Source organism: Rhodococcus sp. UNC23MFCrub1.1 (assembly GCF_000686025.1).
GTDB lineage: Bacteria > Actinomycetota > Actinomycetes > Mycobacteriales > Mycobacteriaceae > Rhodococcoides.
In genome coordinates this window covers 179,808-206,318 of sequence record NZ_JMLQ01000002.1, presented here as the reverse complement: position 1 = coordinate 206,318, position 26,511 = coordinate 179,808, and the positions used below count along the sequence as shown (strand labels likewise).

The 26,511-nt window shown below is 70.2% G+C and carries 1 protein-coding gene; it reads right to left on the bottom strand.

Features of this window, described 5'->3' with window-relative positions:
* Window position 1 precedes the first annotated feature (1 nt).
* Window positions 2-26,509 carry a non-ribosomal peptide synthase/polyketide synthase gene (locus BR07_RS23520; RefSeq protein WP_051613100.1) on the bottom strand — a complete coding sequence of 8,836 codons (26,508 nt, stop codon included), beginning with the start codon at window positions 26,507-26,509 and terminating at the stop codon, window positions 2-4.
* Window positions 26,510-26,511: the final 2 nt, after the last annotated feature.

Here is a 26,511-nt window from a genome sequence, read left to right as displayed (position 1 = left end):
GTCAGCCCCCGATGGCTCGGCGGATCACCGGGACGATGACGTCCCACGCGGCGTCGGTGGTCATCGACCAGTGCGTCACGGGCACCGAGTACGCGTCGACGACATCGGCGTAGGGGATCCAGCTGTCGGCGAACACGCGGCCGGTCGGATCGTCCGCCGCAGCCGCGAAGAACAGCAGCGTCCCGTCGAAGTAGGGCGACTCGTGCTGTTCCATGAGCACACCGTTGTGCGCAGCACCCCGCAGCATCAGCTCGACCGTGCGTTCGTCGAGGACATCCGCGACAGCCGGTGCGGACGCGATCATGCGAGCGGCCTCCTCGAAGCTGCCGAGGGGCACGTCCGGGACGCCCTCGGTGCTCACGCCCAGAGCGCCGAGGAGCTCGGCCAGAGACAGTGAGGTCTCCTCGCCGCTCGCCTCGGTCGGTGCAGGACCGCCACGGGAATCGAGGATCGCCACCAGCTCGACGGTCTCCCCTGCCTCGCGCAGCATGCTCGCCACCGTCTGGGCGACGGTGCCACCGAACGACCACCCGAGTAACCGGTACGGGCCCTCCGACTGCACGGTGCGGATCTCCGCCAGGTAGCGCTCGGCGACCGCTGTGATCGACTCCTCCAGGGTGTCGTCCCCGGACAGGGCCGGCGTCTGGATGCCGTAGATCGGGATCTCCGGGCTCAATCGCGACGCCAGACCGGTGAAGCTCCACGCCAACCCGACGATCGGATGGAAGCAGAACAGCGGCGCCTGGCTGCCCGTGGTGCGGATGGGCAGGAGCACGCCGAGCGCGTCCTTGTCGTCCCCGACCGATCCCGCCTCGACCTTCGCCGCGAGCGTCGCCGGCGTGGGCGAGGTGAAGATCCACTGCAACGGAACGTCGCGTTCGATGGCCTCGGACGCCCTGGCAGTACTCAGCAACTTGGTCGCACTCAGCGAGTTGCCGCCGAGCTCGAAGAAGTTGTCGTCCACGCCGACCCGGTCGACGCCCAGTACCGACGCGAAGGCCTCGGCGAACGCGGCCTCGATCGGGGTGGAGGGCGCCCGGTACTCCCGCTGGGCCGCCATCTCGGGGCTGGGCAGCGACTTGCGGTCCATCTTGCCGCTGGCTCCGAGTGGGATGGCGTCGATGACGACGATCCGGCTCGGCACCATGTACGACGGCAGTCTGGTTCCCGCGAACTCCTCGAGCGCGGCGAGATCGACCGTCGAGCCCTCCTGTGGGACGACGTAGCCGATCAGGGCTGGGCTGCCGCCGAAGCGCTTGACCGCGGCCGCGGCCACGGTCACGCCGTCGAACGAGGCGAGAACCTTCTCGACCTCGCCGAGCTCGATGCGGAAGCCGCGGACCTTCACCTGATCGTCGGTACGGCCGATGTACTCGATGTCGCCGGCTGTGGTCCACCGGACGGCGTCACCCGTGCGGTACATCCGGCCGGGCTCGAAGGGGTTGGCAACGAATCGGTCCGCGGTGAGTTCGGTCCGGCCGAAGTATCCCCATGCCAGCTGGTCGCCGGCCAGGTACAGCTCGCCCACGACACCGTCCGGGACCGGACGCAGGGCACCGTCGAGCACGTAGACGCTGGTGTTCGCGGCCGGACGCCCGATGGGGATCGACGACGAGGTACCGGTGTACGCGCCCGAGAAACGGGTGACGGTGACGGCGGCCTCGGTCGGGCCGTAGAGGTTGTCCACCTGCGCGTCGCTGATCCGGCCGAACGCGTCGACACTGTCTCTCGGCAGCGCCTCGCCGGCGCAGAGCACGGCACGCACCGACGCCACGTCGGCGGCCTCGGCCACCGTGAGGAAGGCGACGAACGGGGACGGCACGAACACCGCGACGGTGACGTTCCGCGTGCGGATCAGATCCGCGATGTAGAGCGAATCGCTCTGCCCGCCCGGCTTGGCCAGCACCACCGTGGCGCCCGCGGTCAGCGGCCACCACAGCTCCCACACGGACACGTCGAACGTGACCGGCGTCTTCTGGATCACCGCGTCCGCCGTGGACAGCGAGTACTCCCGCGTCATCCAGGCCAGCTGGTTCGCGACGGCGGAATGACCCACCGCGACGCCCTTCGGCTTGCCCGTCGATCCCGACGTGTAGATGACGTACATCAGGTCGTCGCCCGTGATGGGCCTGGTGCGCTCCTCCTCGCGGATCGGTCCGAGGGCGAACTCGTCCAGATCCAACGTGTCCACGTCGACGCGTGAGCATCCCGTCTCGTCCAGATCCAGGACCACCGGGGAGACCGTCAGGACGCCGCGCGGACGCGCGTTCGCCAACACGTACCTGGTGCGCTCCGGCGGATGCTCGAGGTCGATCGGCAGGTACGCCGCCCCGGACCGCACGATCGCGTGCAGGGCGATCATCATGTCGAACGATCGCGGAATCGCGACCGCCACGAGGTCTCCCGGTCCGACGGAGTGGGCGATCAGATAGCGGGCGAGCGCCTGTACCCGCTCGTCGAACTCGCGGTACGTGAGCGAGAAGTCACCCGCCACGATCGCGGTGTCGTCCGGTGACGCCGAGAACTGACGATCGAGCATCTCGGTGACCGTCGGCGGCACTCCCGCCATCTCGGTGCGGTTGCGCTCGACCACCACGACGGACCGCTCGTCGTCGCTCATGATCTCGATGTCGCGGACCCGAGTGTCGGGCGCGAAGGCGACCGACTCGAGCACGCGCAGCAGACGATCGGCGAAGCTCTGCACGGTCGCCTCGTCGAAGAGCGACGTCGCGTAGGTGAACGCCATCTCCAGACCGCGTCCGTACTCGGAGTTCTCGTGTCCCTCGGCGACGACCAGATGCAGGTCGTACTGCGAGATCTCGGAGCCCGGTTCGAGCGCCGCGACCTCCAGGCCGGAGAGCGTGGCCTGTACCGGTGCGAGGTTCTGGAACGAGAAGCCCACCTGGAAGAGCGGGTTGAAGGCGGTCGACCGTTCCGGGTCCACCGCCTCGACCACGTTCTCGAACGGCACGTCCGCGTTGGCGAAGGCGCCGAGATCGACCGCCGACGCACTGCGCACCAGATCGACGAACGACAGGTCGGGATCGACGTCCAGTCGCAGCGCGAGCGTGTTCACGAACATGCCGACGAGGTGATCGAGCGCCTCGTCGCCGCGACCGGCGATCGGGGTGCCGACGACGACGTCGCGGGTGTTGCCGAGCTTGGAGAGCAACACCGAGAAGGCCGCGTGCACACCCATGAACAGCGTCGCCCGCGATCCTCGGCACACCTCCTGCAACGCGTCCATGACGCGCGCCGGGACGAAGAACCCGATCTCGTGTCCGCTCATGGACTGGACCTCGGGACGAGGTCGGTCGAAGGGCAGTTCGATGGGCCCGTCCAGCCCGGCCATCGACTCCTTCCAGTACGAGAGCTGTTCGGCGAGAACGGAATCCGGATCGTCCACGGCTCCGAGAACGTCGCGCTGCCACAACGTGTAGTCCGCGTACTGCACCTCGAGCGGACTCCACACGGGTGCGTTGCCCTCGGACCGGGATCCGTACGCGATCATCACGTCACGTGCGAGCGGAGCGACGGAGAAACCGTCCGCCGAGATGTGGTGCATGACGATCATCAGCACGTGGCTGTCCGCGCCGGTCTCGAGCAGGAGACCGCGCACCGGCACCCCCGCGGTGACGTCGAACCCGCGGGCGACGAACGACACCAGTCGCCCGCGCACGCGGTCCTCGGCCACAGAGTCCTGTTCGAAGTCGAGGGTGAGCTCGGCCGCCGGAACGATCTTCTGGAACGGTCCGAGTTCGTCCTGCGGGTAGTACGTGCGCAGGCTCTCGTGCCGGGCGACGACGTCCTGCACCGCACGCACGAGCGCGTCGACGTCGAGCGGCCCGGTGAGTCGCACGGCCAGCGGCACGTTGTAGGCGGGCGAGACGGTGTCGAACTGGTTCAGGAACCACATGCGCTGCTGCGCGAGCGACAGCGGGATGCGGTCCGGCCGTTCCCTGGCGACCAGCGGCGCGCGGGTGTCGGACGTCGCCGATTCCACCCTCGCGGCGAACCCGGCGACATCCGCGGTCTCGAACATCTCGCGAATGCCGACGGAGGTCCCGAGGCGCGCGTTGATCCGCGCGATGACCCGCGTGGCCGACAGCGAGTTGCCGCCGAGTTCGAAGAAGTTGTCGTCGACGCCGACACGCTGCACCCCGAGGACGGAGGCGAACGCGTCCGCGACCGCTTCCTCGACGGGGGTGGAGGGTGCGCGGTACTCACGGGTGACCGACGCGTCGACCGCGGGGAGCAGTCGGCGATCGAGCTTGCCGTTGACGCTGAGCGGCAGCTCGTCGATGACGACGATCCGCGCCGGAACCATGTACGCGGGGACGAGTCCTCGCATGGTCTCCCGGACGGCGTCGACGTCGACCGTGCTGCCGGCCTCGGGCACGGCGTAGCCGATGAGGACGTCGCCGCCGGCGATGCGCTTGACCGCGGCCGCGGCTGCGGACACACCGTCGGCCGACGTGAGGGCGGACTCGACCTCGCCGAGCTCGATGCGGAAACCACGCACCTTCACCTGGTCGTCGGTCCGCGCCACGAACTCGAGTTCGGGCCCGTCGGCGCCGGCGCTCCAGCGCACGGCGTCGCCGGTCCGGTACAGGCGGCCCTCGCCGAACGGGTGGGCGACGAAGCGCTCCGACGTCAGACCCGGCCGACGGTGGTAGCCGCGGGCGAGCTGTACGCCGGACAGGTAGAGCTCTCCCATGACGCCCTGCGGCACCGGTCGCAACCGGTCGTCGAGCACGTACACACGCACGTTCGCCTCGGGTGCGCCGATGGGCACGACACCCGACTCGGCCGCCGTGATGCGGTGGGCGGTCGCCGAGACCGCGGCCTCGGTCGGCCCGTACAGGTTGATCACGGGCGCGTCGGACAGGCGTGCGAACGCGGTGACCACGTCGCGCGGCAGCGCCTCGCCGATGCAGACGACGGCACGCAGCGCGGCGACGTCGTCGCGGGTCGCGACGGCCGTGAACGCACCGAGCAGTGACGGCACGAAGTCGGCCACCGTGACGCGCTCGTCGCGCATGAGGCGCGCGAGATACACCGGATCGCGGTTGCCCTCGGCGTTCGCCACGACGAGCCGGGCGCCCGTGGTGAGGGGCCACCAGAGTTCCCAGACCGAGAGATCGAAGGTCGAGGGCGTCTTCTGCACCATCGCGTCGTCGACCGTGAGGGCGAACTCCGACTGCATCCACCAGATCTGGTTCGCGACGGCACGGTGCGGCAGGGCCACGCCCTTCGGCCTGCCGGTCGACCCGGAGGTGTAGATGACGTACGCGATGTCACCTGGGAGGAGTGTGCGGCTGCGTTCGGCATCGGTGACCGGATCGGACGGGTACGTCGAGAGGTCGACCGAGGACAGATCGATCTGCACGAGGTCGCTCGACACGGCGAGCCCGTCGGGTCCCGTGATCACGAGTGACGGCCCGGCGTCCGCGAGCACGTACTCGGTGCGGTCCGCCGGGTGATCCGGATCGATCGGCAGGTACGCGGCGCCGGTCTGCACGACGGCGTACAGCGCGACGATCGAGTCGAGCGACCGCGGAACCGCGACGGCGACGAGATCGCCGGTGCCCACTCCCGACGCCATCAGGTGGCGAGCGGAGCGAGCGACACGGGCGCCGAGTTCGGCGTACGTCAGGGACTCGCCCTCGAACGTGACGGCGACCGCATCCGGGGTGGCCGCGACCTGCGACGTGAACATCGCGGAGAGCAGCGACGGCGCACCGTCGCGGTCGGTGGCGTTGACCGAGTCGATCAGCGTGCGCTGTTCGGCGTCGGACAAGACGTCGACGGCGCGCACCGGCACCGTCGGATCGTCCGTCACCGTGTCGAGAACGCGCAGCAGCCGCTCCACGAGCTGGTCTGCGGTACTGCGATCGAACAGCGCCGTCGAGAACGTCAACGCGCAGTCGAGCGCACTGGTGACACCGTCGCCACCTTCCTCCGCACCCACGAGCAACTGCAGATCGAACTGCGCCGCGCCGGTCTCGACGCCGAGGTCGGAGATCTCGAGACCGGGCAGGGTCAGCGAGATCTGCTCGAGATTCTGGAACGAGAAGCCGACCTGGAACAGCGGGTGGTACGCCGTCGACCGCTCGGGGTTGATCGCCTCGACGAGACGCTCGAACGGGACGTCGGCGTTGCCGAATGCCGCGAGATCGCGGCCGCGCGCCTGCTCGACGAGATCGGCGAACGTGCTGTCGGGGTCGACGTCGAGCCGCAGGCCCAGCGTGTTCGCGAACTGGCCGATCATCTGGTCGAGCTCCTGCTCGCCGCGGCCGGCGATGGGGGTGCCGACCACGATGTCGCGCGATCCCGACAGCTTCGACAAGGTCACCGCGAACGCGGCGTGCATCGCCATGAACAGCGTCGAACGCGACGCCGCGGCGACACGGTTCAGAGCGGACGCACGGTCGGCGGAGATGGTGAAGCGCACCGACTCGCCCTCCATGGCCTGGATCTCCGGGCGCGGGCGATCGAACGGCAGCTCGATCGGTCCCTCGATGCCCGCCAGTGCGGTACGCCAGAACTCGACCTGCCGGGCGAGCACGGACTCGGGATCCGACTCGTCTCCCAGCACCTCGAGCTGCCACAGGGTGTAGTCCGCGTACTGCACCGGCAGCGGCAACCACACCGGAGCGTTGCCGGCGATGCGGGACGAGTACGCCACCATGACGTCGCGGGCGAGGGGCCCGAGCGAGAACCCGTCCGACGACACGTGGTGGATGACGAACGCCAGGATCTGCTCCGACGGTCCGGTCCGGTAGATCGCCGCTCGCACGGGCACCTCGGTGGTGACGTCGAACCCGCGAGTCACGAAGCCGTAGAGGCGTGCGCGGACGTCCGCCTCGTCGACGTCGTCGACCGTGAGCGACAGCCCCGTGCGGTCGATCGGCAGCACCACCTGGTGCGGGCCGTTCTCGCCCTCGGGGTAGACCGTGCGCAACACCTCGTGCCGCCCGACGACGTCCACGACCGCCTGCTCGAGTGCCGCGACGTCGAGATCGCCGGTGAGCTTGATGGCGAGCGGGATGTTGTAGGCCGCAGACGACGCGTCGAACCGGTTGAGGAACCACATGCGCTGCTGAGCGAGCGACAGCGGGATCTCGTCCGGGCGCTCGCGGGGAGCGAGCGGTACGCGGGTGCCGTACTCCACCGCACGCTCGGCGCGCAGGGCGAGACCGGCCGCGGTGGGCGCCTCGAAGATCTCCCGGATCCCGACGCGGGCGTTCAGTGCGGCGTTGACGCGGGCGATCACCTGCGTCGCCGACAGCGAGTTGCCGCCGAGCTCGAAGAAGTTGTCGTCCACGCCGACGCGCGGCACGCCGAGCACCGAGGCGATGGCTCCCGCCACCACTTCCTCCACCGGCGTCGACGGCGCGCGGTAGGTCGAGGCGGTGTCCACGCCGACCTGCGGCAGACGACGTCGGTCGAGCTTGCCGTTGACGCTCAACGGCAGTTCGTCGATCACGACGACGCGCTGCGGAACCATGTAGGACGGCAGCTGTTCCGCCGCCGCGGCCCGTACGGCGTCGACGTCCACGGTCGTGTCCGGACGGGCGACGACGTAGCCGACGAGGGTGTCTCCACCGCGTCCCGAGGACACGGCGGCGGCGGCCGCGGCCACCGACTCGTGGGACACGAGCACACTCTCGATCTCGCCGAGCTCGATGCGGAACCCGCGGATCTTGACCTGGGTGTCCGTGCGATCGAGGAACACCAGTGCGCCGTCGGCGTTCCATCGCACGGCGTCACCGGTGCGGTAGAGCCGAGACCCGTTCTCGCCGAACGGATCCGCCACGAAGCGGTCGCTCGTCAGATCCGGGCGACCGACGTAGCCGAGTGCGAGCTGGACGCCGCCGAGATAGAGCTCTCCCCCGACGCCGGCCGGGACCGGACGCAGCCGGTCGTCGAGAACGTAGACGCGCACGTTCGCCTCGGGGGTACCGATGGGCACGGCTCCGGTCGCGCCGCGCACCGTGCGGTGGGCGGTCACGGAGACGGCGGCCTCGGTCGGTCCGTAGAGGTTGTCGAGCGGCGCGTCGGACAGTGCCTCGAACGCCCGGACGACGTCACGCGGGAGCGCCTCGCCGATGCACAGGACGGCGCGCAGGGACACGAGGTCCTCCCGCGACGCGACGGCGCAGAACGCACCGAGCAACGACGGCACGAAGTCGGCGACGGTGACGTGTTCCTCGCGCATCAGACGAGCGAGGTACGACGGGTCGCGGTTGCCCTCGGGCGACGCCAGCACGAGACGCGCGCCGGCGGTCAGCGGCCACCACAGTTCCCACACGGACAGGTCGAACGTCGCGGGCGTCTTCTGCACCATCGCGTCGGTCGCCGTGAGCCGGTACTCGTTCTGGATCCACGTCATCTGATTGGCGACGGCGCGATGCGGAAGGGCCACGCCCTTGGGACGACCTGTCGATCCCGACGTGTAGATGACGTAGGCGCGGTCCTGCGGCAGCAGGGGCCGACTGCGATCGATGTCGGTGATGGGCGAGCCGTCGAAGAGCGACACGTCGACGGTCGCCAGATCCACCGTCGGGATCGTGGTCTCGACGGACAGCGGGGTGCCCGCGATGACGACGACCGACGGGGACGCGCTGTCGAGGACGTATTCGGTGCGTTCGGCAGGGTGGTCGAGGTCGATCGGCAGATAGCCGGCACCCGCCGCGACGACGCCGTACATCGCGACCATCGCGTCGATCGAGCGCGGGATCGCGACGGCGACGAGGTCACCGGTCCGCACGCCCTCACCGATGAGGAACCGGGCGAGACGGGACACCCTCTCGGAGAACTCACCGTAGGTGATCGAGTCGTCGAGATATGTCAGGGCCGTGGTGTCGGGAGCCGCCGCGACGCGCGCGGCGAACATGTCCGTGAGGAGCTCGGGCACGCCGGCCACCGCGGTGTCGTTGCGCGTGAGAAGGATGTCGCGGCGCTCCTCGGGCGACAGGACGTCCACGGCGGCGATGCGGTCCTCGGGCCGTGCGGTGACGGCGTCGAGCACGCGCAGGAAGCGGTCGACGAAGACCTGTGCCGTGGACTCGTCGAAGAGCGACGTGGCGAAGGTGAGCATCGCGATCTGTCCTGCGGCGGCGTCCTCGCTGACGATGAGGTGCAGGTCGAACTGCGACACATCGAAGTCGAAGCCCGCGTCGGAGACCGTGAGGTCGGGCAGTTCGAACCGGACGGGCGAGAGGTTCTGGAACGAGAAGCCCACCTGGAACAACGGGTGGTACGCCGTGGAGCGCACGGGGTTCAGTGCCTCGACCAGCTGCTCGAAGGGCACGTCGGCGTTGCCGAAGGCCGCGAGATCGGACTCGCGAACCGCGTCCACGAGGGCGCCGAACGTGAGGTCCGGGTCCACGTCGACGCGGAGTGCCAGCGTGTTCACGAACATGCCGACCATGTCGTCGAGCTCCGGCTCGCCGCGACCGGCGATCGGGGTGCCGACGGCGATGTCGCGACTGCCGCTGAGTGCGGACAGGGTGACGGACCAGGCGGCGTGCATCGCCATGAACAGCGTCGCGCGGCGCTCCTGCGCGATGCGGGTGAGCGCGGCGGTGATGTCCGCGGAGATCTCGAAGCGGATCGACTTGCCCTGCAACGACTGCACCGCGGGGCGGGGGCGGTCGGTGGGCAGCGGCAGCGCGTCGCCGAGGCCGGCGAGACGGGTCCGCCAGTACGCGACCTGCCGCGAGACGACGGAGGTGTCGTCGTCCAGCGATCCCAGGACGGTCCGCTGCCACAGCGCGAAGTCGGCGTACTGCACCGGGAGCGGCGTCCAGCCGGGAGCCTCGCCGCGGACGCGGGCGGTGTAGGCCACCATGACGTCACGGGCCAACGGGCCCTGCGAGAAGCCGTCGGACGACACGTGGTGGATCACGATGCCGAGCACGTGCGCGGGGGCGTCTCCCGCCGCGTCCGTCACCTGCAGCAGGAGTCCGCGGACGGGCACCTCCGCGGTGACGTCGAAGCCGCCGGAGACGAAGGTGAACAGCCGTGCGGCGATGTTCTCCTCGGTGACGTCCTCGACCGCGAGGTCGAGCGGCACGTCGCGAGTGGGGAGAACCACCTGGGTCGGGCCGTCCGGAGTCTGCGGGTAAACCGTGCGCAGCGACTCGTGGCGGTCGAGGACGTCCCGGACGGCGAGCGTCAGTGCGTCGAGATCGAGGCGACCCTCGAGGCGGATGGCCAGCGGCACGTTGTAGGCGGGCGACGACGTGTCGAACTGGTTGAGGAACCACATGCGCGACTGCGCGAGCGAGAGTGGCACGTGAGCAGGACGTTCGACGGGCACCAGCGGTGCACGGGTGTCCGACGTCGACGCCGACTCGGCGCGCGCCGCGAACGTCGCGACGTCGGCCGACTCGAACATCTCACGGATGCCGATGCGGGTGTTCAGCCGGGCGTTGACCCGCGCCACCACCTGCGTCGCCGACAGCGAGTTGCCACCGAGCTCGAAGAAGTTGTCGTCCATGCCGACTCGCTCGACACCGAGCACCGCGGCGTACGCGGCGGCGACGATCTCCTCGACCGGGGTGGACGGCGCGCGGTACTCCCGCGCCACGTCCAGATCGATCGAGGGCAATCGGCGACGGTCGAGCTTGCCGTTGACGCTCAGCGGCAACTCCTCGATCACCACGATGCGCGCGGGAACCATGTAGCCCGGAACCGTTTCGGCCGCAGCGGATCGCACCGCGTCGACGTCGAGGGTGACGTCCTTCTCGGGCACCACGTAGCCCACCAGCAGCTCGCCGCCGGCGGTACGGGCGACGGTGGCGGCCGATGCGGCGACACCGTCGGCGGTGGTCAGCGCGGCCTCGACCTCGCCGAGTTCGATACGGAAACCGCGCACCTTGACCTGGTCGTCGGTGCGGGCGACGAACTCGAGAACCCGTGCGTCACCGCGGGTGACCCAGCGGACCGCGTCACCCGTGCGGTAGAGCCTGCCGGACCCGAACGGATCGGCGACGAAGCGCTCCGCCGTCAGGGTGGTGTTGCCGAAGTAGCCGAGCGCCAGCTGATCGCCCGCGAGGTAGAGCTCACCCGCGACACCGACGGGTACCGGCCGCAGTCGCGAATCGAGAACGTAGACCTGCACGTTCGCCTCGGGTCCACCGATGGACACCGGACCCGTCTCGTCGGACGCGATGTGGTGCACGGTGACCGAGACCGCAGCCTCCGTCGGTCCGTAGAGGTTCACCACCGGAGCGTCGGACAGTCGACCGAACGCGGTGACCACATCGCGCGGCAGCGCCTCGCCGATGCACAGGACCGCTCGCAGTGACGCGACGTCCTCGGCCGTCGCCACCGAGGCGAACGCACCGAGGAGCGACGGCACGAAGTCGGCGACGGTGACGTTCTGCTCGCGCATCAGTCGCGCGAGTTCGGCGGGGTCCCGGTTCGCCTCGGGCGAACCGATCACCAACCGGGCGCCCGCGGTCAGCGGCCACCACAGCTCCCACACCGACAGGTCGAACGTGGACGGTGTCTTCTGCACCATCGCGTCGTCCGCCGTGAGTTCGAACTCGTTCTGGATCCACCAGAGCTGGTTCGCCACAGCGCGATGCGGCAGCGCGACGCCCTTGGGACGTCCGGTCGACCCCGAGGTGTAGATGACGTACACGGGGTCCTCGGCCGACAGCGGGCGGCTGCGCTCGTCGTCGGTGACGGGAGCGTCGGAGAAGTCCGAGAGCTCCGCCGTGAGCACGTCGATCGTCGGGACGTCCGAGGGCGCCGACAGAGCTCGACCGCCCAGCAGGATCAGCGACGGCCGGGCATCACCCAGCACGTACTCCGTGCGCTCGGCCGGGTGGTCGAGGTCGATCGGCAGGTAGGCCGCACCGGCCTGGACCACCGCGTACATCGCGACCATCGACTCGGTCGACCGCGGCATCGCCACGGCGACGAGATCACCGGTCCGCACGCCGTCGGCGAGCAACCTGCGCGCCAGCCGTGCGACGCGAGAGCCGAACTCGCCGTACGTGAGTGAGACGTCACCCTCGGTCAGGGCCGCGACGTCGGGACGCTCGGCGACCCGATCGGCGAACATTCGCGCGACGGAGGTGGGCGCACCCGCGACACGAGTGTCGTTGGTGTCCACCAGGATCGACCGACGCTCGTCCGCACTCAAGACGTCCGCGGTGTGCACCGGTGCGTCCGGACGGGCGATCAGCGCGTCGACCACGCGGGAGAAGCGCTCGGTGAACGACTCGGCCGTGGCGCGGTCGAACAGCGCCTCGGCGAAGGTGAGCACCGACTGCAGCGAGCCGTCCTCGGCTCCCTCACTGACGATGAGGTGCAGATCGAACTGCGAGACCGCGGCCTCGAGCCCGACGTCCCCGACGGTGAGGTCGGGGAGCTCGAACGTCACCGGCGCGAGGTTCTGGAACGAGAAGCCCACCTGGAAGATCGGGTGGTACGCGGTCGACCGACGCGGGTCGACGGCCTCGACGAGCTGCTCGAACGGCACGTCGGCGTGACCGAACGCGGCCAGGTCGGCCGCGCGGGCGGCCGCGACCAGATCGGCGAACGACGCATCCGGATCGACGTCGAGACGCAGTGCCAGCGTGTTGACGAACATGCCGACCATGTCGTCGAGTTCGCGCTCGCCACGTCCGGCGATCGGGGTTCCGACGGCGATGTCGCGCGAGCCCGACAGGGCGCCGAGCAGCACGGACCACGCCGCGTGCACGGCCATGAACAGCGTGCCCTGACGCGACGCGGCGACGGCGCGCAGTCCGGCCGTCTGCTCGGGGGTCAGCGCGAACTGCACCGAGTGGCCGAGCATGGACTGAACCGCCGGGCGCGGCCTGTCGGTCGGCAGCTCGATCGGATCGTCCAGACCGGCGAGCTGCTGCTTCCAGTACGCGATCTGCTGGGCGGTCAACGACTCCGGGTCGCTCTCCGATCCCAGCACCTCGCGCTGCCACAGCGCGTAGTCGGCGTACTGCACGGGCAGGGGTGCCCACTCCGGGATCGCTCCGGCGACGCGCGCCGAGTAGGCGACCATGACGTCGCGTGCCAGCGGGCCGAGCGAGAATCCGTCCGCGGAGATGTGGTGCACGACGATGGACAGCACGTACTCCGCCGCGTCGCCGGCCGGGTCGACGACCTCGAGCAGCAGACCGCGCACGGGCACGGCGGCCGTGACGTCGAACCCGGACGCGATGAACTCGAACAACGCGCCGGGCACACCGGCGGTCTCGACCGGACGTGGCGCCAGGTCGAGGGGAACGTCGTCCACACCCAGGATGACCTGGTAGGGACCCTCTTCCGACCCGGGGTACACCGTGCGCAGCGTCTCGTGCCGGGCGAGGACGTCGCGGACGGCCTCCTCCAGCGCGGCGACGTCGAGCGTGCCGGTGAGGCGCACCGCCAGCGGGATGTTGTACGCGGGCGAGCTGGTGTCGAACTGGTTGAGGAACCACATGCGGCGCTGTGCGAGCGACAGCGGCACCGGATCGGGCCGCTCGCCCGCGACGAGCGCGGGGCGACGACCGACTCCACCCGAGAGTGCGCGCGCCGCGAGTTCGCCCACGGTCGACGCGTCGAAGATGTCGCGCACGCCGATGTGGGTGTCCAGTGCCGCGTTGATACGCGCGACGGCCTGGGTGGCCACGAGCGAGTTGCCGCCGAGATCGAAGAAGCTGTCGTCGACACCGACCCGCTCCACGCCGAGAAGATCGGCGAACACTTCGGCGACGGCCTGATCCTCGGGCGTCTCGGGGGCGCGGTACTCGGCCTGCTGCCGCACCAGGGTGGGCTCCGGCAGCGCGGCACGGTCGAGCTTGCCGACCGGGTTCAGCGGCACGGAGGTGAGCGGCATGATCACCGCGGGCACCATGTGCGCGGGCAGGCTCTCCTTGACGGAGGCGTGCACGGCCGCGACGTCCAGGGTCGCGCCCGCCTCGAGCAGGGACGCCGCCGGCAGGACGTAGGACACGAGGTCGGTGACGCCACCGACGGATCGGTGGCCGACCGTCACGGCGAAGTCCACGTCCGGGTGCGCCGCGAGAGCGGCGTCGATCTCGCCGAGCTCGATGCGCTGGCCCCGGATCTTGACCTGGAAGTCGCTGCGGCCGATGTACTCGACGGTGCCGGCCTCGGTCCAGCGGACCACGTCGCCGGTGCGGTACAGACGGCTCCCCGCGGGACCGTACGGATCGGCGACGAAGCGCTCGGAGGTGAGCGTCGGGCGGCCGAAGTAGCCGCGCGCGACACCCGGTCCTCCGGCGTAGAGCTCACCGGGAACGCCGACGGGCACGGGCCGCAGTCGGCCGTCCAGCACGTACTCGCGAGTGCCCTTGCTGGGACCGCCCACCGTGATCGGATCGCCTGCGGAGAGGGGCACCGACGCGTTGATCATGATCGTCGTCTCGGCGGGTCCGTACCCGTTGACGACGGTGCGACCGGATGTCGCCCACGCCGTCATCAGATCCGGCGGAAGAGCCTCGCCGACGGGCATGACGGCGCGCACGGACGGCACCGCGTCCGGCTCGACGGTCGCCAGCGCGGACGGCGTGATCACCATGTGGGTGACACCCTCGTCGGTGACGAAGCGCGCCAGATCGGGTCCGCCGTAGAACCCGGCGGGCGCCGGTGCCAGCGGCACGGCATTGCCCGCGGCCAGCAGGATCTCGAAGATCGACGCGTCGAAGCTCGTCGACGCCACGGCCAGGACGATCGACGCGTGGTCGATACCCAGCGAGTCCGTCTGTGCGGCCACCAGATTGGCGAGACCGGTGTGCGGGACGACGACACCCTTGGGGCGACCGGTCGATCCGGACGTGTAGATCATGTACGCCGCGTTGCTCATGCGCACGGTGCCGAGACGCTCACCGTCGGTGAGGCGCTCGGGCGAGCGGGAGTCGACGTCGGCCGCGAACTGCTCGTCGTCGAGGACGAGCCACCGCAGCCCGTCGACGTCGGCGGGGCGGTCGGCGACCGTCGTGATGCCGAGCGCCGCCGTCGAGTCGTGCACCATGTAGTCGATGCGCTCGGCAGGGTGTGCCGGGTCGACGGGCACCACGTAACCGCCCGCCTTGGCGACCGCCCAGACGCAGAGCACGAACTCGGGCGACCGCGGAACCGCCACGGCCACCACGACGTCCGGTCCGACACCCGCGTCGACGAGGACGCGCGCGAGGCGCGTGGCACGAGCGTCGAGCTCCTCGTACGTCCACTGCACCGATCCCTGGCGGACGGCGAGTCTGCTGGGAGCGTGATCCGCGGCGTCCTCGAGGATCCGGACGAGCGTGCGCTCGTCGACGTCGGCGGATCCGCGGCGCGACAGCAGGTCGGCGCGCTCGTCGGCGAGCAGCGTCTCGATGCGGCCGACGGGTGCACCCGGTGACGTGGCGAACGCCGCGAACACGGCCTGCAGGCGACCGCCCAGTGCGGACACGTACTCGTCGGAGAACAGGTCGCGCAGGTAGCGCAGCGTCATGCGGATCTGCGTGTCCGCGAACGTGACCACGTTGATCGGGTAGTGCGTCGCGTCGAGCACCTGAGCGCCGGTGACAGCCATGCCGTCGATGGACGCGGCGGCCTTCAGGCCCTCCTCGTCCACCGGGTAGGACTCGAGAACGGTGATCGAGTCGAACACCGCGCCCGGGCCGACAGCGGTGGTGATGTCCGCCAGCCCCAGGTAGTGGTGGTCGAGCAACACCGTCTGCTCCTCCTGCAACCGGAGCAGGAAGGACTCGATGCTGTCGGACTCGTCGATGCGCACGCGGACGGGCAGCGTGTTGATGAACAGGCCGACCATGGTCTCGACGCCCTCGAGGTCGGCGGGGCGACCGGAAACCGTCCCACCGAACGCGACGTCGTCGCGGCCCAGCTGGCGCGCGAGCACGAGGCCCCACGCCGCCTGCACGATCGTGCTGAGCGTGACACCGAGACGCGACCCCAGATCGGTCAGCTCGGACGTGACCTTCTCGTCCATGACGACCTCGACCCGACCCGTGTCGGTCGAGACCCCGGACGTATCGGTGATTCCCGACAACAGCGTCGGCTCTTCAGCGCCGGCGAACGCGGTGGTCCACGCCTTGACCGAGACGGCGCGGTCGCGGACCGACAGCCACTCCAGGAAGGAACGGTAGGACCGGACCTCGGGAAGCAGCGACGCATCTCCGCGCAGGGCGTACAGCGTCAGGAGATCCTTGAGCACCAGCGGCATCGACCATCCGTCGATGACGATGTGGTGCGCCATGAACGACAGCGTGACCGCGTCGTCGGCGGTGCGGATCATCCGGAAGCGCACCAGCGGCGCGCTGTCCATCGAGAACCGGCGGTCCCGCTCGGTCTCGAGCTCGACGCGCAGGTCGCCCTCGATGTCGTCGTGGCCGCGCAGGTCGACGTCGACCCACGGAACCTCGGCGGAACTCGGAACCAGTTGCACCGCACGACCGTCCGCGGTGGTGCGGAACGAGGTCCGCAGCCCGTCGTAGCGCGCGAGCAGCGCACCGGCCGCGGCGACGAACCGGTCCCGGTCGACGTCGCCGGTCAGGTCCATCACGACCTGCATGACGTAGACGTCGGGAGCGCCGGCCGGCTGCATCGACGAGTGGAACAGCAGACCCGCCTGCAGCGGAGCAAGGGACCAGACGTCCTCGAGATGAGACCCGGCATCGGACATCTCGTTCTCGAAGACCTCGATGTCCTTCTGCGACACCGGTACCAGCGGTACGTCCGACGGCGTGAGGCCGCCGGCATCGCCGTTCCCGACGTGCTGAGCGAGCGCCGTGAGCGCCTCGACCCAGTAGGTGCCGAGCGCGGACACGTCCTCCGACGACAGGATGCCGCGGGGGAAGGCGAACGTGGCACCGAGCTGCTCGTCCGCGAGGACTGCGTTGATGTCGAGCACGGCGATCGCCGGCATGTCGGCATCGAGAGGCACGTCCGCGAGGGTGGTGATGTCGGACGACGGGAGGAAGCCCAGACCCTCCGCACCCTCGGGCAGCTCGCCCGCGGACAGGCGGCCCAGGTAGTTGAAGCTGATCTGGCCGACGGATCGCGCGAGAACCGAGCGTCCCGTCTCGTCGAGGTAGCGCAGCATGCCGTAGCCCATACCGCGATCGGGCACCGCGAGCAGCTGTTCCTTGACGGCCTTGACAGCTCGGCCGGCCGCGGCGCCACCGGCGAACGCGTCGTCGAGGTCGACGTCGGTGAGGTCGAGCAGCACGGGGAAGATCGACGTGAACCAGCCGACGGTCCGCGACAGATCCGCGAGTCCGGCGTCGCCGAGCACGTCCTCCTCGCGGCCGTGGCCCTCGAGGCGCAGCAGCAACGACGACGTCTCGGTGCCGCGCTCACGGCGCCACTTCGCCACGGCCAGAGCCAGTGCGGACAACAGTCCGTCGTTCACGCCGCCCCGGAACACCTGCGGCAGAGCGGTGACGACGGCGGTCGTGACGTCCGCCGGGACGGTGACGCGCACCTTGTCGAGCGTGGCCTGCACGTCGACGGCGGGGTCGAGATCGCGGTCGCCGAGCAGCACGTCCTCGGACCGCACGACGGAACTCCAGAACGGCAGTTCCGAGCGACGGGACGGCGCCTGGTCCACGAGCGCGTGCGCCCAGGTACGCATCGACGTGCCCACCGGTTGCAGAGTCGGCTCGGTCCCGGAGGACACGCCGAACCACGCGGTGACCAGGTCCGGCACGATGATGCGCCACGAGACACCGTCGACGGCGAGGTGATGGCCGGCGACGACGAGGTGGCCGCCGGTCGACGGCCCCCGGTCCAGCCAGACGAACTGCACGAGACGACCCTCGGCCGTCGACAGGCGATCCAGCGCCGAGTCGAGTGCCGTGCGAGCCACCTTCTCGAGGTCGTCGCCCGTGACGTCGGCATCGACGTCGACTCGGGTGAGCAGCGACGCGGCGTCCACCGAACCCGGTGCCGCGGTGACGATCTCGAAGCCGTCGTCGAGCGACCCGGTGAGGCGCGCGCGGAACATGTCGTGACGGTCCAGCACGGCCTGCAGTGTCGCGGTGATACCGGCCTCGTCGATACCTGTCGGCAGGTCCAGTACGACGCTCTGCGAGAAGCGCTCGTAGGCGCCGCCGCGGCGGGTCATGAAGTGCTCCGCCGGGGTCAGCGGACGGGATCCGACGCCGCCACCCTCGAGCTCGGGCAGCATGCGGACGGCGTTCTCCCCCGACGACACGACGGCCGCCAGGGCAGCCACCGTGCGGCGCTCGAAGACGTCACGCGGGCTGAGGGAGAGTCCGGCGGCGCGGGCGCGGGAGACGAGCTGAATGGAGACGATGCTGTCTCCGCCGAGTGCGAAGAAGTCGTCGTCCGCGCCGACCCGATCGACGCCGAGCACGTCGGCGAAGACCGCTGCCAGCGCGCGTTCGGTCTCGGTGGCGGGTTCGCGGTACGTGTCGGTGTCGGTACCGAACTCGGGCGTCGGCAGAGCCCGTCGGTCGACCTTGCCCGTGGCACCCAGCGGCACCTCGTCCATGACGACCACGGCGGACGGGACCATGTGCGCGGGAAGTGATTCCGCTGCCCACTCGGTGACGTCCGACTCGCGCAGCAACGATCCCGCGGTCAGCGTGACGTAGGTGACCAGCACCTTGGACCCGGCAGCGGTGGTGAAGGGAGTGGTCAGCGCGAACTGCACCTCGGGGTGCGAGGACACGACGGCGTCGATCTCGCCGGGCTCGATGCGGAACCCGCGGATCTTGATCTGCGAGTCGCCACGACCCACGTACTCGAGTTCGAGGTCACCCGTCTCGGGGCGGCGCCACCAGCGCACGACGTCGCCCGTGCGGTACATGCGAGCACCGGGCTCGCCGTACGGATCGGCGACGAACCGCTCGGACGAGAGTGCCCGACGCTCGTGATAGTGCTGCGCCACACCGGGGCCCGCGGTGTAGAGGTCGCCGGGAACACCGACGGGGACGGGGTTGAGCCGAGCGTCGAGGACCATGGCGCGACCGCCGCGGATCGGGCCACCGAACGGCATCGGGCCACCCGGCACCATCGGCTTGCCGATGTGCGAGACGATCGTGGTCTCGGTCGGTCCGTACACGTTGAGCATGCGGCGACCCGGCGCGAACCTGGTGACCAGGTCCTGCGAGTACGCCTCGCCGCCGACCGAGATGGTCTGCAACGCTTCGAGACCCGAGTGGTCCACCGAGGCCAGCGCGGCCGGGGTGATGAACGCGTGCGTCACCGCGTGACGGCGCAGGAACTGCGCCAGCTCCTCACCGCCGTACACGGTGGTGGGAACGATGACCAGCGCGGCGGCAGCGGGAACCGCGAGCAGCAGCTCCAGCAGTGAGGCATCGAAGCTCGGCGACGCGAAGTGCATGACGCGCGAGTCGCTCTCGACGCGGTACTGCTCGCGCTGGGAGACCCCGAGCTGGTTCAGACCACGATGGGACACCGAGACGCCCTTGGGCAGACCGGTGGAACCCGAGGTGTAGATGATGTACGCGCGGTCGGCCGGCGTGACGGCCGTCCGGCGGTCGGCGTCGGTGATCGGATCCGCCGACGCGGCCGAGACCTGTGCCCGGATCTCGTCGGAATCGACGACGAGCCAGTCGATCTCGTCGGGCAGGGACGCCCGGTGCACGCCGAGCGTCAGGCCGACACGGACGCCCGAGTCGGTCACCATGTGCTCGATGCGATCGGCCGGGTAGTTGGGGTCGATCGGGACGAAGGCCGCACCCGTACGGGTCACCGCCCACATCAACGCGACCGACTCCGCGGAGCGCGGGACGGACAGCGCCACGGCGGATCCGGCTCCGATGCCCCGGTCGATGAGCACGCGGGCGAGTCGAGCCGAGAACTCGCCGAGTTCGCGGTAGGACACCGACGTCCCGTCGAACAGGACCGCGGAGTCGAAGACCAGTGCCGGGCCGTCGGGGTTGCTCTCGACGGCATCGACGAGGAGGTCGCCGAGCGTCCGCTCCGCCACAGCGTCGTCCCCGGTGACGGGTGCCAACGACGCCGCCTCCTCGGAGTCGAGCAGTGGGATGTCGCCGACGGCGCGGTCGGGCGTCTCGATCGCCGCGGCCAGCACGCGCTCGAAGCGCTCGCAGAACAGCGTGACGGTCTCCGCATCGAACAGGTCGGTCGAGTACGTCACCTCCATCGTCATGCCCGCGGCCTGTACGTCACCCGACCGGCCTCCGGCCTGCCCGCCGTCCTCCACCGTCTCGGTGATCTCGATGGACAGGTCGAACTTCGCGGAGTGGATGCCGGCGTCGTACCGGGCGACCTCGAGGCCGCCGAGTTCGAACGTCGTGCGCTCGAGGTTCTGGAACGCCAGCGCCACCTGGAAGAGCGGGTTGTGCGATGTCGAGCGCTCCGGAGCGAGGACCTCGACGAGCCGCTCGAAGGGGATGTCCGCGTTGCCGAAGGCGCCGAGGTCCACGGTCTTCGTCTCGGCGAGCAGCTCGGTGAACGTGGCGTGCGGCGAGACCTGCGTGCGCAGCACGAGCGTGTTGACGAACATGCCGACGAGGTCGTCGAGCGCTTCCTCGCCGCGACCGGCGATGGGGGCACCGACGGCGATGTCGGTGGTGTTCGACAGTCGGGCGAGTACGACGGCGAGCGCACTGTGCACGACCATGAAGAGGCTCGCGTCGTGGGCGCGTGCGAAGTCTGCCGCGCGAGTGTGGATCTCGGCATCGATCGTGTGGTGGACCGCGGACCCGGCCCCGGTGGACACCGCGGGACGCGGGCGGTCCGACGGGAGCGTGAGCACCTCCGGCAGATCGTCGAGCTGCGTCACCCAGTACGACTCCTGCTGCGACGCCAGTGATTCCGGGTCGGACTCGGAGCCCAGCATCTCGCGCTGCCACAGGGAGAAGTCGGCGTACTGCACGGTCAGCGGACGCAGCGGGCCGTTCTCGGACCACGCCGGCGTGCCGGCCTGACGTGCCGCGTAGGCGGTCATGACGTCGCGGGCGAGCGGGCCCATCGAGAATCCGTCGGCACTGACGTGGTGCACGACGAACGCCAGCACGGCCTCGGTGTCCGACGTCCGCAACAGTGCGCCGCGCAGCGGCACCTCCGCGGTGACGTCGAAGCCGGAGGTCACCATGTCGAGTACGCGCGCCTGCACGTCGTCCGCGGCGACCTCGGTCACGGCGAATTGTCCGGCGACCCGATCGGCGGGCAGGATCACCTGGTACGGCGTGCCGTCCACCTGCGGGTAGAGCGTACGCAGAGACTCGTGGCGCTCGAGCACGTCGCCGACGGCCGCGCGCAGCACGTCCACGTCGAGCGCGCCGCGCAGCGTGATGACGAGCGGAATGTTGTAGGCCGCCGACTCGGTGTCGAACTGGTTGACGAACCACATGCGGGACTGCGCGAGCGACAGCGGGATCCGCTCCGGGCGCTCCCGCGGCGCCAGCACGGGCCGGGTACGGCCGGTGTGTGCCGCGGCATCGATCCGGGCGGCGAGCGCGGCCACCGTGGGCTTCTCGAACAGATCGCGGACGCCGATGGAGCTGGACAGCGCCTCGTTGACCCGCGCGACGGCGCGCATGCCGACCAGCGAGTTGCCGCCGAGCTCGAAGAACGAGTCGTCGATGCCGACGCGCGGGGCATCGAGCAGTGCGGAGAAGACGTCCGCGACGACCTTCTCGGACACCGTCTCCGGAGCCCGGTACTCCCGCGGTCCGGACACGTCCACGGGCTCGGGCAGAGCGCGGCGGTCGAGCTTGCCGCTGGGGCTGAGCGGGATCTCGTCGAGCACCGTCAGGTGTGACGGCACCATGTACGCGGGGACGCGCTCGGCGACCAGGTCGAGGACACTCGCCAGTTCCGGTGCGCGCCCGGCCTCCGGCACGATGTACGCCACCAGAGCTTCGCCGGTGCGCTCGTCGGAGTGCACGATGGCCACGGCGCGGGCCACGTCCGGGTGCGCTGTGAGAGCGGACTCGATCTCGCCGAGCTCGATGCGCAGACCACGGAGCTTGACCTGAAAGTCGGTGCGGCCGAGGAACTCCAGCTCACCCGACGCGGTGACCGAGACGAGGTCGCCGGTCCGGTACATCCGCTCACCGGTCGTGCGGGGATCGGCGACGAAGCGATCGGCGGTGAGGTCGGGCCGACCGAAGTACCCACGAGCCAGCTGCGCGCCCGTGAGATAGAGCTCTCCCGGGACACCGACCGGAACGTCGTGCAGACGCGAGTCCAGCACGCGCGCACCGGTGTTACGGATCGGGCGACCGATGGGCACGGTACGGACGTCGGCGTCGGTGGTCCGGTGCAGCGTGGACGTGACCGTCGCCTCGGTGGGGCCGTACGTGTTGTCGAGCTCGGCGGCCGACGAGGCCGCGAACCGACGCACCAGATCGGCGGACAACGCCTCGCCGCCCACCGACAGGTAGCGCAGCGATCCCGGCAGGGCCAGACCGGCATCGGACATGAAGAGCTCGAGCATGGACGGTACGAACTCGAGGATCGCGATGCCGTGCGAGCGCGCCTGGTCGAGCAGGTACTGCACGTCGAGGTGGCCGTCCGGACGCGCGACGACGAGGGTGGCTCCGAGCTGCAAGGGCAGGAAGAGTTCCCACACCGACGCGTCGAACGTCACCGGCGTCTTCTGCAGCATCGTGTCGCCGACCGTGAGGTCGTACGTCTCGTGCATCCAGAGCATCTGGTTCAGGACGGAGCGGTGCGAGACCGCCACGCCCTTGGGGCGGCCGGTCGAGCCCGATGTGTAGATGATGTAGGCGATGTTGGACGGCACGAGCGTGCCCGTCCGCTCCGCATCCGTCAGCGGCTCCGCGGACACGTCGGCGAGATCGACCGTGTCGACGTCGATCACGTTGTGGTGCTCGGGCAGGTCCCGGTGATCGCGCGTGGTGGTCAGCACGACGACGGGTGCGGCGCTGGACAGGACGTACTCGGTGCGCTCGTGCGGGTGGTCCGGATCCACCGGCACGTAGGCGCCACCGGCCTCGAGCACCGCGTAGATCCCGATCATCATCTCGAGCGAGCGGCGCATGCCGACGGCCACGCGGGCGTCGGGACCGACCCCCAGTGCGACGAGGTGCCGTGCCAACAGGTTCACCCGCGTGGAGAACTCGGCATACGTGAGAGAGGTCCCCTCGTACACGAGCGCGGTCCGACTCGGATCCTGTGCGGCGCCGCGGCGGAACGCGTCGACGAGGGTCTCGGCGGGCAGCGGAGCGTCGATGCCGCGCAGCGCGGCGAGCTGCGTCTGCTCGCCGGAGGTGGTCAGCGGGAGATCGCCGACGGCGGTGGAGGAATCGGCCACGACGGCGGCGAGGATGCCGACGTAGCGTTCCGCGATGGTGCGTGCGGTGGGTTCGTCGAACAGATCCGTGGCGTACAGCAGCGATCCGTCGATGGGACCGGGCGACCCGTCGGGGTTCACCTGCTCCATGAGCGTCAGCGTCAGGTCGAGCTTCGCGACTGGCACGTCCGAGTCGAGGAGACCGATGGTGACGTCGGGCAGCTCGATCTCGGTGCGTTCGAAGTTCTGCAGCATGAGCAGTACCTGGAACAGCGGCGCGTAGGCGAGCGAGCGCTGGGGTCGCAGGATCTCGACCAGCCGGTCCAGCGGCAGGTCCGAGTTGCCCAGTGCATCGAGGTCCGCGGTGCGGGTGCGGAGCAGGAAGTCCTCGAACGACTCCCCCGGCTCCAGATGCGATCGCAGGACCAGCGTGTTGCCGAACATGCCGACGAGCGGATCGAGCGCCTGCTCGCCGCGGCCCGCGATCTGCGTGCCGACGGACACGTCGTCGGTCGCGGCCATGCGCGAGAGCAGCACGGCCAGGGCGGCGTGCACCACCATGAACAGCGTCGAGTTGGTGCGTCGCGCGAGGTCGTTCAGACCCTCGACGACGTCCGACTCGAGTCGGAACGGCACCGTCGCACCGCGGGACGACGGCTGCGCCGGTCGCGTCCGGTCGGAGGGGAGTTCGATGACCTCGGGAGTACCGGCGAGGGCGCGCGTCCAGAAGTCGATCTGCTTGGCGCTCAACGACTCCGGGTCGCTCTCGTCGCCGAGGAGCTCACGGTGCCACATCGCGTAGTCCGCGTACTGCACCTCGAGCTCGGGCAGCTCGGGAGCCGCACCGGCGCTGCGCGCCACGTAGGCCGTGGTGAGGTCGCGCACCAGCGGGGCGAGAGATCCACCGTCACTGGCGATGTGGTGCATGACCACGGCGAGGACGTAGTCCTGGTCCGCGATCTGGAACAGCTTGGCACGGAAGGGTACCGAGGACGACACGTCGAAGCCGTCGAGCACCACCGGGGTCAGTCGCTCGTACACCGAGCTCTCGTCGATCCGCTCCGGATCGAGCACCACCGACACCGACGACGCGGGCTCGATGCGCTGCACCGGACCACTGTCGGTCTGCGGGTAGACGGTGCGCAGCGTCTCGTGCCGCGTGATGAGATCCTCGAACGCGTGGCCGAGCGCCTCGAGATCCAGCGCACCCGTCATCCGCAGCACGACCGGCTGGTTGTACGCGGGCGACGTCACGTCGTACTGGTTGGTGAGCCACATCCGCTGCTGGGCGTAGGACAGCGGCAGGTCGCCCGAGCGGTCACGGCGCACGAGCGGCGGCCGCTCGGGGGCACCGAGCGAGAGATCCACGCGCGCGGCGAGATCCGCGACCGAGGTCGCCTCGAACACGTCCCGCACCGCGATGCGGGACTGCGCCGCCTGGTTGATCCGGGCGACCACCTGCGTCGCGAGCAGCGAGTTGCCACCGAGTTCGAAGAAGGTGTCGTCCAGACCCACGCGCTCGGCCGACAACAGGTCCGCCAGCACCTCGGACACCGTGATCTCGGTCCGGGTCTCGGGAGCCCGGTACTCCTTCGTCGACGTGCCGATGGTCGGCTGCGGCAGCGCCGCGCGATCGAGCTTGCCGACGGGTGTGAGGGGCACGGCGTCGATGACGATGATCTCGGACGGCACCATGTACGCGGTGAGGCTCCGGCCGACGAAGGCCGTGACGTCGTCGACGTCGATCTCGTGGCCCGGCTCGGGCTGCACGTAGGCCACGAGCACCGTCGAGCCGTCGGGCAGCTGATGACCGGCCGCCGCGGCGAAGCGGACGTCCGGGTGCGCCGTCAGGGCGGCGTCGATCTCGCCGAGTTCGATGCGGAACCCGCGGACCTTCACCTGGAAGTCGGAGCGGCCCAGGTAGTCGACCGCGCCGCCGCTGCGCACGCGGGCGAGGTCACCGGTGCGGTACACGCGCGAGCCGGGTTCACCGAAGGGGTCCGCGACGAAACGCTCCGCGGTGAGCGACGGCCGACCGTGATACCCGCGGGCCAGACCGGGGCCGGCCGCGTACAGCTCACCGGCGACACCGGCCGGGACGTCGCGCAGGCGGCCGTCGAGCACGGGCGTGCGGAAGTCGCGGATCGCGCCGCCGATGGAGACGGGCGCGTCCGGGAACAGCTCCGCGCAGTTGGTCATGATGGTGGCCTCGGTCGGACCGAAGCCGTTGAACATGCGGCGGGTGTCGGTCACGAAGCGGGACACCAGTTCCGGCGGGCACGCCTCACCGGCGGTGACCACGACCCGCAGGTCGGGCAACTCCGACGGCGTGACCGAGGCCAGCACGGACGGGGTGATGACGGCATGGGTCACCCGCTGCTCGTGCAGCAGAGCCGTCAGATCGTCGCCACCGAAGACGTCGGGCGGCGAGACGACCATCGTCGCTCCGGACCCCACGGCCATGAGCAGTTCGAAGACCGAGGCGTCGAAGCTCGGGGACGCGACGGCGAGGGTGCGGGCGGACGCGTCGATACCGAAGCGCTCACGCTGCTCGGCGACCAGGCTCGAGAGGCCGGCGTGCGTCACCTCGACGCCCTTGGGTCGACCCGTCGATCCGGACGTGTAGATCATGTAGGCCGTGTTCGCGGGGCCGAGCACCCGCACGCGATCGGCGTAGGTGACCGGCTCGGCGGACCGTGCGTCGACGGCGGCGTCCAGGTCGGCGTCGCCCAGGACGAGCCAGCTGGGGCCCACTCCCTCCGGCAGGGTCTCGCGGTGCTCCGTAGTGGTGATCCCGAGGGTGGCCCCCGAATCGGTGAGCATGTACTCGATGCGGTCCGCGGGGTACTTCGGATCGACCGGCACGTATGCCGCACCGGTCTTGGCGACCGCCCAGATCGACAGGATCGACTCGGCGGACCGCGTGACGGCCAGCGCCACCACGTCCTCGGCGCCGATGCCGCGCGCGATCAGCTCGCGCGCCAGCTTCGACGACGCCGCATCGAGCTCGCGGTAGGTCCACTCGGTGGTCGCGCCGGACTCGTCGCGGAACACGAGAGCCACACCGTCGGCGTTCGCCTCCACGGCGGCCGCGAGGATCTGCGGCAGGGTGGCCGCGCGAGGACGCTGCCGGCGACGCGGGCGTTCCCTGGTCGGACGCTCGCGGCGGGGTGCCCCCGCGCGTCCCGGACGTTCCGCCCGCGACCGGTCCTCGTTCGAGGTCTCGTCGGGAGTGCCATCCGTCATCG

What these genes read in the sequence shown, in the direction of transcription:
- BR07_RS23520 (WP_051613100.1), bottom strand. Translation starts at nt 26,509, where the DNA reads ATGACGGATGGCACTCCCGACGAGACCTCGAACGAGGACCGGTCGCGG.